The sequence below is a fragment of the Marivita sp. S6314 genome (genome assembly GCF_023015985.1).
Classification (GTDB): Bacteria; Pseudomonadota; Alphaproteobacteria; order Rhodobacterales; family Rhodobacteraceae; genus Marivita.
The window spans coordinates 54630-70992 of the sequence record NZ_JALKAO010000002.1; the positions used below are offsets into that span (position 1 = coordinate 54630).

The 16363-nt window shown below is 58.4% G+C and carries 12 protein-coding genes; 6 read left to right on the forward strand and 6 right to left on the reverse strand.

Annotation, left to right across the window (positions count from 1 at the left end):
* Positions 1 to 8: 8 nt before the first annotated feature.
* The 4 genes from MWU54_RS04655 to MWU54_RS04670 all read left to right on the forward strand — a co-directional run bounded on the left by MWU54_RS04655 (position 9) and on the right by MWU54_RS04670 (position 3369).
* Positions 9 to 449: a biopolymer transporter ExbD gene (locus MWU54_RS04655; protein WP_247081114.1), complete on the forward strand. Its 441-nt coding sequence runs from the start codon at positions 9 to 11 to the stop codon at positions 447 to 449.
* The gene (locus MWU54_RS04660; protein ID WP_247081115.1) at positions 446 to 862 is read left to right on the forward strand and encodes a biopolymer transporter ExbD; all 417 of its coding nucleotides are present in this window, start codon (positions 446 to 448) and stop codon (positions 860 to 862) included. Before MWU54_RS04655 ends, MWU54_RS04660 begins: the two co-directional genes overlap by 4 nt.
* A complete protein-coding gene (locus MWU54_RS04665; protein ID WP_247081116.1) occupies positions 859 to 2457 on the forward strand; it encodes a DUF4384 domain-containing protein in 1599 nt (532 codons plus the stop codon). The genes MWU54_RS04660 and MWU54_RS04665 overlap by 4 nt, the downstream gene beginning before the upstream one ends.
* A 204-nt stretch (positions 2458 to 2661) precedes the next feature.
* Positions 2662 to 3369, forward strand: a complete 708-nt coding sequence (locus MWU54_RS04670) for a hypothetical protein (protein WP_247081117.1) — start codon at positions 2662 to 2664, stop codon at positions 3367 to 3369.
* Between the two features lie 68 nt (positions 3370 to 3437).
* On the opposite strand, the gene MWU54_RS04675 is transcribed toward MWU54_RS04670, so the two are convergent.
* A complete protein-coding gene (locus MWU54_RS04675; RefSeq protein ID WP_348647603.1) occupies positions 3438 to 5012 on the reverse strand; it encodes a caspase family protein in 1575 nt (524 codons plus the stop codon).
* A 296-nt stretch (positions 5013 to 5308) separates the two neighbouring features.
* Between MWU54_RS04675 and MWU54_RS04680 the strand changes: the two genes are divergently transcribed.
* Positions 5309 to 10171: a DUF4214 domain-containing protein gene (locus MWU54_RS04680; protein WP_247081119.1), complete on the forward strand. Its 4863-nt coding sequence runs from the start codon at positions 5309 to 5311 to the stop codon at positions 10169 to 10171.
* A 100-nt stretch (positions 10172 to 10271) separates the two neighbouring features.
* On the opposite strand, the gene MWU54_RS04685 is transcribed toward MWU54_RS04680, so the two are convergent.
* Positions 10272 to 11330: an OmpA family protein gene (locus MWU54_RS04685; protein ID WP_247081120.1), complete on the reverse strand. Its 1059-nt coding sequence runs from the start codon at positions 11328 to 11330 to the stop codon at positions 10272 to 10274.
* A gap of 233 nt (positions 11331 to 11563) precedes the next feature.
* Between MWU54_RS04685 and MWU54_RS04690 the strand changes: the two genes are divergently transcribed.
* Complete coding sequence (locus MWU54_RS04690) at positions 11564 to 13030, forward strand: caspase family protein (protein WP_247081122.1); 1467 nt, start codon at positions 11564 to 11566, stop codon at positions 13028 to 13030.
* A gap of 41 nt (positions 13031 to 13071) precedes the next feature.
* Here the strand turns inward: MWU54_RS04690 and MWU54_RS04695 are convergent, their stop codons facing one another.
* From MWU54_RS04695 to MWU54_RS04710, 4 genes are all read right to left on the reverse strand, one after another.
* Positions 13072 to 13809 (reverse strand): Asp/Glu racemase, encoded by a 738-nt coding sequence (locus tag MWU54_RS04695; protein ID WP_247081124.1) that lies wholly within the window; start codon positions 13807 to 13809, stop codon positions 13072 to 13074.
* The gene (locus MWU54_RS04700; protein ID WP_247081126.1) at positions 13809 to 14957 is read right to left on the reverse strand and encodes a Xaa-Pro peptidase family protein; all 1149 of its coding nucleotides are present in this window, start codon (positions 14955 to 14957) and stop codon (positions 13809 to 13811) included. Before MWU54_RS04700 ends, MWU54_RS04695 begins: the two co-directional genes overlap by 1 nt.
* An 8-nt stretch (positions 14958 to 14965) precedes the next feature.
* The gene (locus MWU54_RS04705) at positions 14966 to 16009 is read right to left on the reverse strand and encodes a pyridoxal-phosphate dependent enzyme (RefSeq protein ID WP_247081128.1); all 1044 of its coding nucleotides are present in this window, start codon (positions 16007 to 16009) and stop codon (positions 14966 to 14968) included.
* Positions 16010 to 16177: 168 nt separating this feature from the next.
* Positions 16178 to 16354, reverse strand: a complete 177-nt coding sequence (locus MWU54_RS04710) for a hypothetical protein (protein ID WP_247081129.1) — start codon at positions 16352 to 16354, stop codon at positions 16178 to 16180.
* Positions 16355 to 16363 lie beyond the last annotated feature (9 nt).

Below are 16363 nucleotides of genomic sequence, written 5' to 3' on the forward strand. Positions count from 1 at the left end.
CGGGGCCAATGTCTGATCCAAGCGTCGTCACGTTGTCCAGACCGAAACCGCCAAAAGCGGTCATCTCGCTGGTGCCGATGATCGACGTCATGCTGATCTTGCTTGTGTTCTTCATGGTGACCTCGACCTATCTCAATCTGGATATGATCCCCGCCGTCGATGCAGGGGACGACTCCCTGTCCCAGCCCCAAAGCGCAGAGACCGCCCCCGGCAGCGCCGTCATGATCCGCATTGGCGCGGATGGCCTCCCAACCATTCGCGGGCGCGCCTTTGGCCTGTCTGACCTGTCGCGCATGATCGCCAGCAGACTGGACGCTGACCCGAACCTGCGCATCCTGATCCTGCCGTCCGGCGCGGCTGATATGCAGGCGCTGGTGTCTGTCATGGACAGCGCCACACAAGCAGGCGCGCGCAATGTGCGTGTCGTGCGGCTTGAGGCGCTGGAATGAAACTGACCCGCGCCCCGTCCCGGCAACCGCCCGAAACAATCGTTGCGCTGATCGACGTGGTTTTCTTTCTACTGGTCTTTTTCATGCTGATCGGACGGATGGATGCCACGGCCCCGTTTGACGTCACGCCGCCCACGGCAGGCAGCGGTGCGGATATGCCCGCTGGTGGCGTCACGGTGTCCATCTCTGCAGATGGTACCCTCGCGTTGGACGGACAGCTTCTTGACCGCGTGGCGGCGGAAGACGCTTTGGCGTCGGTAATCGCCACAGATCCCGGCGTTCTGATCCGGGTCAACGCACACCGCGCGACGGAACTGCGCCACGTCTTGCCGCTGGTGTCCCGGATTGAGTCTCTGGGTGCGCAGGATGTTGTGCTTGTCGTCACACCAGAAACCGCGCCGCCGGTGCAATGAAGACGTCACCGCTGATATGGGCGGCCTCCGGGGCAGCATCCATCGGGCTTCACGTGGCCGCCGCAGGTGTCTTGATCTGGGCGATTGATCCCGATGATGTGCCGGTGCAGCCCACCCCGCAGACCGAATTGCAATTGTCAACCTATCAGGTCGAACGCAGTCAAGCAGAGGAAGCCACACCAGACGGTCAAAGCGTGCAGAACAGCGATCTTGAGACCGCACCGGCAGGTCAATCGAGCATCCCTACATCGCGGGTTACGCCCCTCGATGCGCCCGCCGCTGACCTGTCTGCGGTCGACACGCCAACAGAAAACGCGGCGGCGCAAACACTGGCGGGAGCCGCGATCCAGCCTGAGCAACCCGACCTTGCCGCGACACAACCGCTGAACGCGCCGCAAACCACACCATCCGAAATCGCGTTTGCCGCGACATCCTTAGCCGCCACAGACGCCCCTATAGGTGACGTGCAGCCAATTCTTGCACCCGAGACGTTGAAAGCCGCGCCATCAGATGCGCCTGCCGTGCCGGTCGGTGCGATCCAACCGGACCTGGCGGTGCTTGCCTCTGTCGCAGCATTGCCGACGATGGCGGTTTCGGTGCCGACCGACAGGCCAACAGCGGTGACGGTCGCCATGCCAACCGAAACCCCGTCCGAGGTTGTGTCGCCGTCCATCGAGGCGGTCGCAGTGCAACCCGATGCGCAAGCCGTTGGGCAGGCAGACACGTCGCCCCAAACCGCAACGTCCGTCGCACCACCACAGACTCGTGCCAAGGCGGCCCTTGCCTTTCCGGGGTCGGAGAACGGACCGGTCGATCCGGTCTCGCTTCAGGCGTTTCAGAGCTTCATGGAACCTGACGATCCAACCGGGTCCGCCGCCGAAGTCCGCGACGGCATTTCCAACGCCCTGAGCGCCGTTCCCTGTTCGCGTGTACAGGCGCGGTTTGATCCGGACGTCAACGCATTGATTCTGACCGGGCACGTGCCCGAAGACGCTCTGCGTGGAACCGTTTTGTCGGTCATGCAACAGCAAATGGGTGCGGATATCGCGGTGCAAGAGGACTTGTTGATCCTGCCGCGCCCGCAATGCGGCGCGCTGGCGGGCATTTCAACGGTCGGCTTGCCGCAATCCACCGACCAGATCACGAACCCGCTGCTGGTGGGCGACGATACGCACGCGGTCGAATTTAAATATGTGGATGGACAGCCCTTGGTGCTTGACCTGCAAGGCGCGGATTACGACGCCTTTGTCTATGTGGATTACTTTGATGCGGACGGAAACGTTCTGCATCTTGTGCCAAACGAGTTTACCCCATTGACCAAAACCACGGCCAAAGCCGCCCTGCGCATCGGGTCAGATCGTGCGTTGTCGCCCGGTGAGCCGGGACTGTTCATCAAGATCGGCCCTCCCTACGGTCAGGAAATCGCCGTCGCGTTTGCCTCATCCGTCCCGCTTTATGATGGCATCCGCGCGCTGATCGAACCCGCCGATGCATACCTGGATTGGCTGCGCGAGCAGGTTCGGATTGCCCGCGACACACACGCGGATTTCAAAGGCGAATGGGTCTATTTCTTTGTCTCGACGTCTGCGCAGTGACCCTGTGTCTGAGGAGTGTCGGGCGACCACCGATTAGCCCTGACAACACCTTCAACACCGCCGGCGCAGAACTGCAAACTTGCTTTGATCCCAAGCGCGCCATAGCATCGTGACCCAAGGGCAACGACACCGGGGTGACCCACACCGCCCGAGACGGCCCGTTTTGCCGTTTCTACCGACACGCACATAGAAAGCGCGAAGATAATGAATTTCAAAACCAAAGCCATTCGATTGATCGGAACACCGGTGGTATTCAGCCTGATATCCACACCATTGCTGGCTGCGACGCAAACGCATCTGGACGCCCCGCGCCAAACTGCGCCTGCGACGACCCTGGAACTGCTTTACCCGCAATATGCGCAGGTTGGCGGGGATGACATTGGTGGCGGAGGTGGCGGCGGCGATGATGGCAACTTTGCCAACACCGGCGCAACCAGCGGCCCTGCCGTGGCTGCCTCATCCGCCCGCACAAGCCAGGTCGTCAGACAGATCGAACAGATCCAGCGCATTTGCGAATTTATGGGTGACGAATATCGCGTGTCCTGTTTTGCGACGACCTATCGCGAATTGGCCAAGGATATTCCCAACAATGGCGATTACAAAGAGGCGCGCGATGCGCTGTTGGACGCCGCGAAAAAGCTGGATCGGTTGACCCGTCAGAACATTGACCGTCAGAAACCATCGTTGCGCGCCCGTTTGACAACCGACAGTGGACAGGCGGTCTCCACGCCACCAATTGCTGCGGTCCGTGCCCCTGCGGCACCGCAGATCAACCGCCAGGCCGCCAATATTCTGGAAGAGGCAGAAACCGTCTTGCTGCGCTCCGCAAGTTCGGACGCGGCGCGTGCGATTCACTACCAGCGCATCGCAGCGGCGGTCGGATCAAACAAAGTCTTGCTGCGCTCGGGGTAACAGCCGAAACGCAGAAGATCGGATCAAGGCACCCGCTGTCCGCGCGCCTTTTCTATTCCAATCCGTATCTATTCCAATCCGTAGGCCGCGCGAATGCCCCGCTTGGTGCCCGGGCCGATGTCGCCGTCCAGCGATCCGTCATAGAAGTTGTAGGCCTGAAGTTGGGCTTGCAGCTCGCGCCGGGTCTCCGGGGCAAACATGGTTGGCCGTTCCAGCAGCAGGTTCAACACATCCTGACTGCCACTGCGCAACGCCTCGTAAAGATACCGTGCCGCGTCTTTCGGGCCTTTATCCGCAATCAGGCCATCGTCGATCAAAGCGGCAAAATTGAACTGCGCCTCAGGATGCCGAAGTTCTGCCGCACGTTCAAAAAACTCTAGGGCTTTGGTCGGGTTCGGACGCAAGCCAAGCCCGCCCTGATAATGCAAAAATCCCAGATCATTGATCGCATCCGCGAAGTCCTGCGCGGCAGCGGCCTGATAAAGCTCAAGCGCCCGCGCCTCATCGACCTGGACACCGATGCCCTGCTCATAAAGCTTGGCCAATTCCATCTGTGCCTCGGGCGATCCCTTCGCCACCGCACGTTCCAGAAATTCAACCGCCTTGGCGGGATCAAAGCGCTGATCATCGGGGTTCAGCCGAATATAAGCCAAGCCGATCATCGAGCGTGTATCGCCCAGATTGGCCAGCGCCATCAGTTGCGATTCCTGGTCCGGGCGCAGCTTCGACCACGTCTTCGACGGCTCTCCGCCAGAGATATCCGGCTCGCCCTCAAGCGACGCGTTCAGGTAAAACGGCTTTCCGGTCAGCGATCCATAGGTGTAAGGCTCCTGAAGGTTGCCTGTCTCCTGCAGGACCGCATCGCGCACTTGCCGGAACATCAGGCTGATTTCCAACCCCGGCTTGGACATCTTTTCCATCAGCGCCCGCGCATATGGGCTGTTGCCGCGTGTCCCATCCAAGGCAACCTGCCCGTCGCGCGCCGCAAACGCCACCAGCGTACCGCGATCCGGGTTGGCAGGCGCCAGCCCCCCTGCCCCGCGTGTGGCCTGATCGGTTTGCGCGAGCGCTTCGGCCACGACAGCTTCGGTGTCGATATTTCCGCCAAGCGGATTATCGCGGCAACTGTCGAGGATCACGATCCGCATCACACGGGCTTTTTCGACAACCTTCAGCAGTTCTTTCAGCGACACCGACTGCCGCTGGACATCAAGGTTCGATCTTGGACGCGCATCAATCGGAATGAGGAAGTTTTCGCCCTGCACTTCGATCCCATGGCCTGCAAAATAAATCAGGGCCAGATCGGCGGTTTCGGACCGGAACGAAAAATCCTTCATCATTGCCCGAAGCTCGGCTTCGGTGAGGTCGATCCCAAGGGTGACATCAAACCCGATCTCCGTCAGCGTTTCGGCCAGATCCTCGGCATCGTTGCGGGTGTTGGTCAGTGGCGTAATCGCCTCGTAGTCCGCCATCCCAAGCACCAAGGCCACCCTTTCGGGGCCTGCAACTGCGATCACGGTTGAGGACAGCATGATAATGAGCGGAAGAAAAAGCAGTCGGCCGAAATGAGTCAGCATCTTTTGAGCTCCGGAATACATTGCGCGTAACACAATCATCATAGCCAGAACTGCGCCTTGAAGCATTCACTATTTCGTACGCAGGCCGCAGCCGACAGCACTTACAGCCGTGCCGGAACACAGTTCGATACCCAGGCTGGACGCGATTTTTGCAAAGCAATTCAACACGCAGCTTGACTCAACGTCAGGGCAAGCGCCAAGCTGATACTGGAAACCTACTCTGCTTACTCAATTTCCGCGCGGCAGACCCAAAGCCTGTCCATTGGGCGGCACATCACGCACCACCTGTCTGCCGCCAAGACGAACATACTTAAAGAGACTGACGCCTTAAGCGCAGCACCAATGGGGATATTGGATTTATCATGGACGATTTTGACGACTTTATAGGGTTCAACGCCGTTTACGGAAACCTTCTGAACGGTGTCGCCTCATTTGGCCGCATAGAGTTTGGCGGCGACGAGGATTGGTTTGAAGCGATCTTGGTCGAAGGACATGAGTACCGGATCGAAGTCCGACCGGATTTCGGGAACGATATTGGCGAGTTGACAGACCCCCTACTTGTCGGCGTGTATGACGACCAAGGCTTCCTCCAGTCGGGAACCCGCGATGACAACAGCGGTCCGGGCTTGAGCGCGGAACTGATCTACCTTGCCGACTACTCTGGAACACATTATTTCGGCGCAGGTGCCGCAGCTGGTTCATTTGGGACCCAATTGCCAAATACAGGCTTTTATCAAATTGAGTATACTGATCTTGGTCCCGTAGTCGGGGTTCCAAACCCGCCCATTATCCGTGATGAAGCACTGAACGAGGGTCAGGTATTCGAACTTTTTTTGGGTCAAACATTTCCCAGCATCTTGTCGGCAAACGATGGAGGTTTCCCATCGGACCCGGATGCAGTCATTTCCGATTTTAACATTACCGCTGTCGCCACCTCGAACGATGCGATTGAAGGCGAAGACTTTACGTTTACCTACAGTTACTTCGGTGAGAGTGAAATTCTGTCGGTCGAAATTCTCAATGATGACATCGTTGAAGATGACGAAGAATTTTCGATTGAAATCTCAGGATACATAGACTGGATCGTCCCTCCTGAATCAGGGAGCAGCGGCTCCCCAATTGAGAATTTGTCCGGTGATATCGTTCTGGGCGAAACATTCAGAACCTCTGAAAATTTCATTCTCAACGTCGAAATCAACTCAGCGCCGGAAGGGGCACCACTGCCTATTGTGGACTATAGCTTCAGCGGTCCCGAGATTATCGGCAATGTCTTGGATACGTTCAGCGATGGCAGCTTAGAATCTTTCACAGCCATACCTTTCTCATTTTCGGAAGAGCTCCTTAGCGGCGAAATTCTGGAAAACGGTGATTTGTCGATTACGGCGTCAAGTGCCGCACCCGGCCAGACAATCATCCTCAGGTTTGACGTCATCGACGAACGTGGCGCAATTACGCAAGGCGAACAGGAAATCCGCTTCGGTGCCTTGGCGGATGATTATCTTCCGGGCGACACAGCGCTTGAGTTCGGTAGTATTCTTCCCGGTACACCGGAAATCGGAAATATTGAACGGGCTGAAGATCGGGATCGGTTTGTTGTCGAACTGGAGGCCGGCCAGCTTTATTCAATCGCTTTGGACCCGATTGCAACGGCGAGCGGCACATTAGCGGACCCGGAAATTTTCGGGCTCTTTGATGACGAAAACACACTTGTTGCAGGAACGTCCGACAACAATGGCGGACCAGGTCTAAGCGCCCTCGTCGCGCCCTTCGCGATCACAGCAAGCGGTTTTTACGAAATCGAGGTGGGCAGTCACACGCCATTTGGCATCGGTGGCTATTCTCTGTCGGTCAATTCTCTGGGTGCGGCCGACGACTTCTTGCCCGGCACCTTTGCGTCCGATTTTGGCAGCGCGGTGGTGAATGTCCCAACCACGGGTGTCATCGAATCCGAAGGTGATCGTGACCGCTTTGACGTGTCGCTTCAGGCCGGGATTTTTTACGACATCTCGCTTGAAGGTCTGGAAACCGGGGGCGGATCGAATCCCAACCCGGAAATCATCGGTGTCTTTTCAGAGACCGGCCAATTCGTCGCCAACAGCGCGGACAACAATGGCGGTGCCGGAACAAACGCGTTTGTCGATGGCCTGACGGTTGCCAGCGATGGTATCTACCAGATCGAGGTTGCGGGCGCGCGGGATCTCAATATCGGGGATTACACGCTGACGGTTGAATCCGCCGGTTTCGTCGATGACTTCCTACCGGGTGTTGCCGGCGGGGTTGGCACGGTTTCCGTGGGCGGGCGCGCCACGGGTGAGATTGAAACATCGGGCGATCTTGATGCGTTTCGTGTGTCATTGCAGGCCAATACGACCTACGAAATCAACATCCTTGGACGCGACTCAAACAATGGCACATTGGTTGATCCGGATCTGGTCGGGATTTTTGGATCGAGCCTTCTGAACGGCACGCCATTGTCGTCCGTTCAGACGCTGGACGTACAGTTTGTTGGCGACGACAGCACCTCCTATTTCACACCACGATCTGCCGGAGACTTCTTTATCGGCGTTCAGGATCAGTTCGGCGGTGTCGGCACTTACGCCGTGACGGTGAACGATATCGGGATCCGGGATGATTTTTCGGCGGACATCGAGACAACCGGGTCAATCACGTCTGGCGGAACAGCTGCGGGTCGCATCGACTTTATTCAGGATGAGGACTGGTTCGAGGTCAATCTGGCTGCGAACCGGCTCTATGAAATCGAACTCGTGCCCACCGGTGGCGGCAACGCGCTGGCTGATCCGTTCTTCCGCGGCGTGTATGACAGCGATGGCATCCTGATCCAGAACACGGAAAACGATGATGGCGGTCCGGGCACCAGCAGCGCGCTGCAATTCGTGACCGACGTTCCCGGCACGTTTTATCTTGCCGCTGGCGGCTTCGGAGACACGACAGGGCAATATCGGCTTGAACTGAATGATCTTGGCCCGTTGGATGACGGCCGGTTCGACATCACGATTGAATTCACCTCTGACGACACGCCGAGCGCGTATGTGAACGCGTTCGAGGATGCGGTCGAACGGTGGGAAGACGTAATAACCGGCGATCTCGATTACGGATTTGTCCAAGGCTACGGGTTTGTCGACGACGTTCTGATCGAAGTGTCGGTGCAGGACATCGAACTTCTGTTTGCCGGGGTGGAACAGACCATCTTTGCCATTTCGAGCGTTCTTGATCAGCGATCGGATGCTCTGATCGGCACCGGCGCGCTTCCGACCTATTCGCGGATCGTGCTGAATTCAGAGGAAATCGGCACCCTTCTCAACCTCGATGAACTTGCGCAGAACACCATCGGTCGGGCGCTTGGGTTCGGCTCGCTTTGGGAAGAATTCGGGTTGGTCCGTGATATTGACGGGATCGCAACCTACACCGGACCGAACGGGCTGCGCGAAATCGAGGAGCTTTCGGACGACCTCAATGGCCAGAACGTTCTTGAAGACGGCGAAGATGGCGCGCTGGCGGCAGAGTATTGGAGCGAAGCAAACCTTAACGCAGAGCTTATGACGCCGCGCATTGAATCGCGTCGCCCGGAAGACGGGCCTGCGCAATTCGGCCGTCCGGACAACCCCATCAGCGCACTGACCATCGCGGCGATGCAGGACCTTGGCTACCAGGTCGACTACGACGAGGCAGACGCGTTCTTTCTGCCGCCCGGCCCTTTGACGCGCAAAGCCGCAAACATCAATGCGTCTGACCAGCCATCGCAAGAAGCATCCGCCGCCTCCGCGAAACGGGTGGTTGCGGATCTCGCCGACAGCGAAGAGATCCCGAACGGCGCGGCGCTCATCTATGTCCGACCAAATTCACTATCGGAAAACCCGGCAAGCTTTGCCATCAACAATGGCAATAGCGAGTTGTTGATCGCGACAGGGACAAACGCTGTCTTCCTTGAAGGCGTCACGGGCGAAGGCCTAAGCGTCGAACTCAAGGGAACTTTCACCAAGAACAACCCCACATCCGTCAATCAATTGTCGGGGACCGTGGACTCGATGGATGTTTACTCATTGACGGGCCTGTTGCTCTTTAGTGTGGACTATTCGCAAAGCCCCGTCCCGGTGGGCCAGGTGATGTCGCAATGGCCAAACTATCCGATGGACGGCGAGAACGTGATCATTGTCGACACGTTGGACGGCGCATCCGCCCGGATCAATCCAAACGGTGGATCACCAGACGCCAGCCGCATCTTCACAGGCGCAAGCGACGACTATGTGCGCGGCGGAGAAACTGCCGAATTCATCAATGGCGGTGCCAACAATGACAGCCTTCAGGGTGAGGCTGGAAATGACACGTTGATCGGCGAAAGTGGCAACGACGTGCTGGAAGGCGGTCGCGGCAATGACCTTGTCAATGGCGGCGGTGGCACGGATACGGCGCAGTTCTCGGGCGCACAATCCTCTTACACGCTGACGCTAAGCCCACAATCCACGGTCATCGCGGACCGTCGGGGCGGCGAGAACGGCACCGACACGCTGGCCAATATCGAATTCCTCGACTTCGATACAAACTTTGGCGGCGGCGGAGCCTTCAATCTTCAGATCTTCGGCGGGCCGACCGGTTTGGGCGTGTCGGAATTCGAAAGCTTCATTGAGCTTTACATCGCGTATTTCAATCGCGCGCCAGATGCCGTGGGTTTGTATTTCTGGGGCACGGCCTTTTCCAAGGGCACCTCATTGGAGCAGATCGCAACCCAGTTTGTCGGCCAACCTGAAACGCAAGCCGCTTATCCGGCGGGCACGTCTTCGGTCGTGTTTGCAGAGACGGTCTATAACAACGTATTGGGCCGCACCCCGGATCAGGCCGGGATCGATTTCTGGGTCAACGCACTGGATACAGGGCGCGTGACGCGGGACCAGTTTATCCTTGATGTGCTCAGGGGTGCCAAGTCAGATCTGAAACCCGAAGAGGGTCAGGCCTTTGTCGATCAACAACTGGCGGACCGCGCATATCTGGAGAACAAGACCGATCTTGGGGCCTATTTTGCCGTCCACAAGGGCATGTCCGACACAGACAACGCGGCGGCTGCGATGGCGCTCTTTGACGGCTCACAAGGAAGCATCAACAGCGCGGTCGCGGCGATTGACACCTTCCATGATGCGGCGCTGAACCCGAATAACGGTGAGTTCCTCATGCCTTTGGTCGGGGTGCTGGACGATCCGTTCGCGGGCTGACACCACCCGTCATCAGCCCAGAAACACAAACGAAAAAGGCATCCCAAAGCGGGATGCCTTAATCGTTTCGGCGCATTGTCTGCACCGTTTTGCTGTGGCCTTAATTCACCGCTGTGAATTCGATCCGACGGTTCCGCGCACGGTTCTCGGCGGTGTCGTTGTCGACGATGGGACGCGTTTCGCCATAGCCAACCGCGCGCAGACGGTCCGGCGAAATGCCCTTGTCACTCAGCCATTTGCGCACTGATGAGGCCCGACGTTCGCTGATCACCTGATTTTGCTGGTTGCTGCCAATCGAGTCCGTGTGACCCGCGATTTCAAGCCGGAAACCGGGGCAGCGATTGACAATGTCGTAGATGTTTTCAAGCAACGGAACGCTTTTGTCATCCAGACGTGCACTGCCGGACGCAAAGAAGATGTTGCCGGTCTTGGACAGGATCTCGAACCGGCCAAGGCAGGCTTCTTCCGACATTTCGCCCTGGGTTTCCAACGCGACCGAAGCTGGCAGGAGCATCGCTTCGGGCATATCCGGCGGTGTGCCCTGCTGGGCGCGGTCAAACACGAAATTGAAGCTCACCACACCCAAAGGCGTAATGTCGACATTTGCGGCTTCCTGAAGCTTCATGCGCCCTTCTTCAAGGTCAAGTTCTTCGAGCGTAAACGCCAGCGGCGTGATCGACGACACAACAACCCGGTCATTGTCGATCAGGGTCACGGCCACATCAGTGGTTTTTTCAAGTGTCACACCTCGCAGCGTGAAGGTGTAGGACAGATCAATTTCCTTGCGCCGTGTCACGTGCAGATCTGTCAGCAGTGCTGGATCCAGCTGCGCCGTGATGATGGCTTCGGGGTACTGAAAGGTTTCAAAGAAAAGAAAACGCATCCGCACGTTGCGCAGGTCCACCTTGGTGTCGACCGAGTCGAGCAAAACCCGGACTTGCGCTTGTCCCTCTTCGGTGATCACGCCCGACAGCGTCGCGAAAGAGCTGGATTCAGCAATTTTTGACTTTTTGACTGACAAAAACCTCAATTCAGACGCGTCGGCATCCAAATTCCAGCCATACTCGAACGGGTCGGCGCTTTGTGCAGATGCGGGCGTGCTGACCCATGGAAGCAAAAAGGCACAGAGGAAAAAAATGTGGATAACTGCAGTTCTCATTGTCACCTCGCTGTTTAAAATACAAGATTAGTCGGTTGACCGCGCTAAATTCGGATACGGTGATAGTTATTAATAGCAGAAAACTTGCATGGCTGACCATGAAAAGCGATAAAAAAAGATTAGTACTAAAAACACATTTTGACGCGCCACGTTCGGCGCGTGTCCGATCTGGTGAAGTTTTAGAGGAGCCGTCCGTGTTGGGACCGTTTAAGACGTCGCGTAAATCCTTCTCAATGAGCACTTTTTTGTTTCTGGCAATGTCGCTGCTTTGGGTGACGGTCGCCCATGCCCAAGATCGCCTTGCGCTTGTGATTGGCAATTCGAATTACAGTTCGGTGTCGCCGCTCGACAATCCGACGCGCGATGCGCAGCTTATCGCAACAACGCTTCAAAGCATTGATTTCGAAGTGACCCTGCTGATCGACGCCACACAGGAACAGATGAACCGCGCCTTGTCGCAGTTCGGGCGGAGCCTGCGCGAGAAAGGCCCCGATACAACCGGCCTGTTCTATTACGCGGGCCACGGTGTTCAAAGTTTTGGCAGCAACTACCTGCTGCCGGTCGATGTGTCCTTGCGGGATGCGGCGGACCTTGACCTTGAAGGGGTCGAGGCGCAGTCGGTGTTGCGCCAGATGGCGTCTGCCCGCAACCGGACAAACTTTGTGATCCTGGATGCCTGTCGGAACAACCCCTTCGAGAATATCGCTGAATTCGATGATCCCGGCCTGGCCGAGATGAAAGCCCCAACCGGCACTTTCTTGGCCTATGCGACCGCTCCCGGCGCGGTGGCGCTTGATGGAACCGGACAAAACAGCCCGTTCACCACCGCGTTGGCGCAGGAAATGGTCAAGCCCGGTCTTGCCGTGGAGCAGGTGTTCAAACAGGTGCGGGTGTCGGTTCTGGACAAAACTGCAGGCCAGCAGACACCATGGGACACCTCGTCCCTGACCAGCAATTTCCAGTTCGTAAACGCGCCCGCAGAAGATCCCGAAGCGCTGGCCGCGCGCCAGCTTTGGGAATCGGTGCAGGCCACCCGTGACCCGGTCCAGATCATGTTGTTCCTGAGGGGCTACCCCGGGAGCGTGCACGCCAATGAGGCGCGCGAGTTGCTGGCGGCGGTGATCGAGGAAGAGCTGACATCGCCGGAACCGCAGGCCCCGGCCGCTGTGACCGCGGGCCCCTCTGCCGAGGAACAGCAACTTTTCGAGACCGCGCAATCAAACCCGACGGTCGCAGGCTACCAAGCCTATCTGGACAGCTATCCCACCGGGACATTTGCCGAATTCGCCAAACAGGAAATCGCCGCGCTTTCAACAAACACAGGCGCCGATCCGGTAGGTGAAGGGGTCACCGAAGAGGAAGAAAACATCGAAGTGGCCGCCGTACAGGAACGTGCCGCAGCACCAAATGCCGTCACGTTTGGCGGACCGCTGCAAGCGCCCGGATCCCCGATTGACGGAGTCTCAATCGCCGACCTGTTTGATATGTCTCCACAATTTCCGCCCATCCCGGAACTGCCGGAGGAACTTTGGAAATCCGCGACCTGCGCAAGCTGCCATGAATGGAACCGGGACCGCCTGTGCGAGCAATCCAACAACTACCTGACGCTGAGCGGGCAGAAGTCACTAGAAAAGCCGCATCCGTTCGACGGCGCGCTCAAGCGCAATCTGCGTCAGTGGGCGGCTGGGGGTTGTCAGTAATCTTTAGCTGATGTGACGCTTCGGGCACTTCGCAGGACAGGTCAGCACGGCTCGAGCAGACGACCTAAACCCGCTCGCCTCAGGGGCTGCCCCGCAAGCCTGACCAGGTGCCATGCCAGCACCTGATTGCTCGACAAAACCGGCTTGTTGATGTCCGCCTCTACGGCGCGCAGAACGCGCAAGGTCCTCAGGTTTGTGCAGGACAGGAAGACCGCGTCACAAGACGTCGTGCGCCCGATCTCAATCGCAGCCGCAGCGACCGAATCTTGCGCGATCCGCACAACCTTGGCCTCGACCGGTTCTTCAAAGCTCGAAAACGCGGGAACGGAAATGCCCGCGTCTACCAGAACCGCGAACAGCTTTTGCGATACCTCTTCGACATAAGGACTGATCACCGCCAGCCGCGTCACGCCAAGATGCCGACAGGCAGCAATCAGAGCGCTGACAGGCTCGGTCACATGGGGCGTCTCGACCCCCACTTTGATCAGCTCGGCAATCCTGTCCGGCCCAATTTCCGCACTGGCAGAGGTGCAACCGTACCCCACTGCCGAAAACGCGGCACCGCGCGGCAGAAGCTGTGCCGCCTCGGTCAAGCGCATTTCCATCGCACGGAGGCTGTTCGATGACACGACGCTGGACGATGCCACCCGCGCCACAAGGTATTCCAGCTTGGGCGGCATCAAGACACGAAAGTCGGGTTCTAGCGTTTCATCTGATTGCAGAACAATCATACCAATCTGGGTGGGTCGATCCGCTTCGAATTCATAAGACAATCGCATCAGATCACACGGATATCCGGGCCTTGCGCGGGTGACAAAAGCGCCGCGCCTTCGGCTTGGATGACGATGTTTTCTTCGTGCACCATGATCTTCCCCTCGCGCACCTGCACAGACGGCTCCAACGTCAGAACCATACCCGGTTCCAGCACTGTGTGATCCGTCGGGATGATCGACGGCCATTCGGTAAGTTGCAGTCCCAGTCCATGCCCCAATCGACCTGCGTCCATCGCCGTGCGCTCTGGGTTAACAATAGCATCCATGGCGTGAAACAGGTCAGAGATCAAAACACCCGGCTTTGCCATGTCCAAGGCTGCCTGCGTCGCCTCAACCAGCCGCGCATGCGCGGACCGCACATCGTTGCTGGGTGTCGCGATTGAAAAATTGCGGTCGTAGTCGCAAAAGTAGCCATCCCACACCAACCCGGTGTCCAGCATCAGCACATCACCGGCCGCCAGCGGCGCATCGGACGCGGGCGAGATGACATCGGCATATCCCCCCTGCTCTGCCGCACCGGCAAGATAAGGCACCCAATCCGCACCTTCCTCAAGACACACCATCTGGAACGACCGAAACACCTGAGACAGCGATGTGCCGGGCATGGCAATCTCAGGCACCCGATCAAAGGCCCGGCCCGCGATGTCGGCGGCGAAACGGATCTTGTCGATCTCGGCTGCCGATTTGATCATCCGCAAGCGCCGGGTGATCGTCGCATCCCCCACGATTTGACGTTTCGCCAAGCGCGACGTCAGATCCCGCAGATGCGCAAGCGGCATCCGGGCGTGGCTTTCCATCTGATCGGCAAGCCCGATGCGCCCGCCATCCGGCACGCATGCGCACAGCGTTTCGGCCAGCAGGCCCACCCCGTCATCGTCATAATCCGGGGCCGCCCATGTCCGGATATCGCGCACCCAGGTCTGCCCCATCAAATGCGCTCCGATGGACGGGATGACGGCGATCGGATCACCGGACAATGGCACAACAACAAACCAGGGGCGCGTCGGACTTTCCCAGAACCGCGTCAGAAACCCGGTGTAATACCGGACCTCCGGTTCGGTGGTCAGAAGCAGGGCCGCAAGGCCTGCGTTTTCCATCATGTGTTGGGCAGACCGGGTCCGGCGCTGGAACTCCTCATCAGGAAATCCACGCATCGGCGGTGTCACGTGGCAGCCTCGCTCAGGACAACCAGCACTCTTGAGTCACTGGTCAAACCCAGTTGCAGTCCCGATTGCGTCGCGCAGATCAGCCCGGACAGCCCCCCGGCACCGGACGGTGTGGTGGGCATATCAAAACGCGCACAGATCTCGCTGCCCGCAGCCCCTTCGTCTTCTGTGATCAGCATGAAGTCATCTGCATCCAGCGCCAGACCCTTCAGGGCAATCAGCGACGGTTCCTTGCAGTCCAGCCGTCCCATCGCGGAACTTGGCCCTTCGGTGACCTGGGGTGTACCTGCTTGAACCGACGCAAAAAGCGCCGGGGCCACTTCGGGTTCGACAACGACGATCCGCGGCTCGGACCCCCACGCCTTCCGTGCGTAGGCGGCACAAGATGCGGCCAGCCCACCGACTCCGGCTTGCAAGAAGATATGTGTGGGGACATGCGGCATCTGGTCGACCGCTTCCTGCATCAGAACAAGATACCCCTCCATCAGCGTGTGGGGCCGGTCGAAATACCCGGGCCAGGAACTGTCCGACAGCAAGACCCACCCGTGGTCTTCCGCCGCCCTAGCCGCGCCGGCCATCGCCTCTTCGTAGATCGCGCCGTCGCGCCGGACCTCTGCCCCGATCCCGCGAAGACGGTCCGCAAAACTTTCGGGAACGGTATCGGCCAGAAACACAACCGCATGTGCGCCGAACGCTTGTGCCCCTGCAGCGACCGACAAGCCGTGATTGCCCGCACTGGCCGTCACGTAGGTCTGTCCCTTGGCGCGGCCCTGTTCGGCGTCCTGCGCGATGACATAGGCCGCGCCCAGCGCCTTGAAACTGCCAAGCCCCATGCGTTGCCGTTCGTCTTTGATGTGCAGATGCGCCACCCCGAGATGGGCCGCCAGGGCATCCGCCGTGACCAAGGGTGTCGGGGACGCCGCGGGACATCGCTGCAAGAGAGTTGCAGGACGGTCCGCATCAACGCTGGGCTCCGGAACATCGCGCAGAGCCGTTTGCAGGCTGTCTGGAACGGGTTTGGGTGTCGCAAGAATTTTCATACGATCTTGTAGCGACTCTCAAAGCGCTTCCAAAGATGGAAACGCGCAATTGGTCAAGAAACTTGACGATGCTCAAGCCACCGCGCGCCGCGTATTGCCCGTCGCGGTGTGGTGCCGCGCTTTAATCCCGTGGCACCCAATCCATGTGAAGGCACCGTGAAAACCGGATCAGTTTTGCAGATCTGCGGGACCCACCCGATCCATGATCAGGATCATCGTTTCAAGCAGTTCGGCTTCCTCGTCCGTCAGGGATTTGGTTTTGACAACGGCCATCAGTTTTTGCCGTTCCTCCGGCCAACGATCAAAAAAATCAACAAGATCGAGAAACCCCTTACCTGATGCCATGTCACGCCT

Coding starts and splice junctions, on each gene's coding strand:
- MWU54_RS04655 (WP_247081114.1), top strand. CDS start 9: ATGTCTGATCCAAGCGTCGTCACGTTGTCCAGACCGAAACCGCCAAAA.
- MWU54_RS04660 (WP_247081115.1), top strand. CDS start 446: ATGAAACTGACCCGCGCCCCGTCCCGGCAACCGCCCGAAACAATCGTT.
- MWU54_RS04665 (WP_247081116.1), top strand. CDS start 859: ATGAAGACGTCACCGCTGATATGGGCGGCCTCCGGGGCAGCATCCATC.
- MWU54_RS04670 (WP_247081117.1), top strand. CDS start 2,662: ATGAATTTCAAAACCAAAGCCATTCGATTGATCGGAACACCGGTGGTA.
- MWU54_RS04675 (WP_348647603.1), bottom strand. CDS start 5,012: ATGCTTCAAGGCGCAGTTCTGGCTATGATGATTGTGTTACGCGCAATG.
- MWU54_RS04680 (WP_247081119.1), top strand. CDS start 5,309: ATGGACGATTTTGACGACTTTATAGGGTTCAACGCCGTTTACGGAAAC.
- MWU54_RS04685 (WP_247081120.1), bottom strand. CDS start 11,330: ATGAGAACTGCAGTTATCCACATTTTTTTCCTCTGTGCCTTTTTGCTT.
- MWU54_RS04690 (WP_247081122.1), top strand. CDS start 11,564: ATGAGCACTTTTTTGTTTCTGGCAATGTCGCTGCTTTGGGTGACGGTC.
- MWU54_RS04695 (WP_247081124.1), bottom strand. CDS start 13,809: ATGCGATTGTCTTATGAATTCGAAGCGGATCGACCCACCCAGATTGGT.
- MWU54_RS04700 (WP_247081126.1), bottom strand. CDS start 14,957: ATGCGTGGATTTCCTGATGAGGAGTTCCAGCGCCGGACCCGGTCTGCC.
- MWU54_RS04705 (WP_247081128.1), bottom strand. CDS start 16,009: ATGAAAATTCTTGCGACACCCAAACCCGTTCCAGACAGCCTGCAAACG.
- MWU54_RS04710 (WP_247081129.1), bottom strand. CDS start 16,354: ATGGCATCAGGTAAGGGGTTTCTCGATCTTGTTGATTTTTTTGATCGT.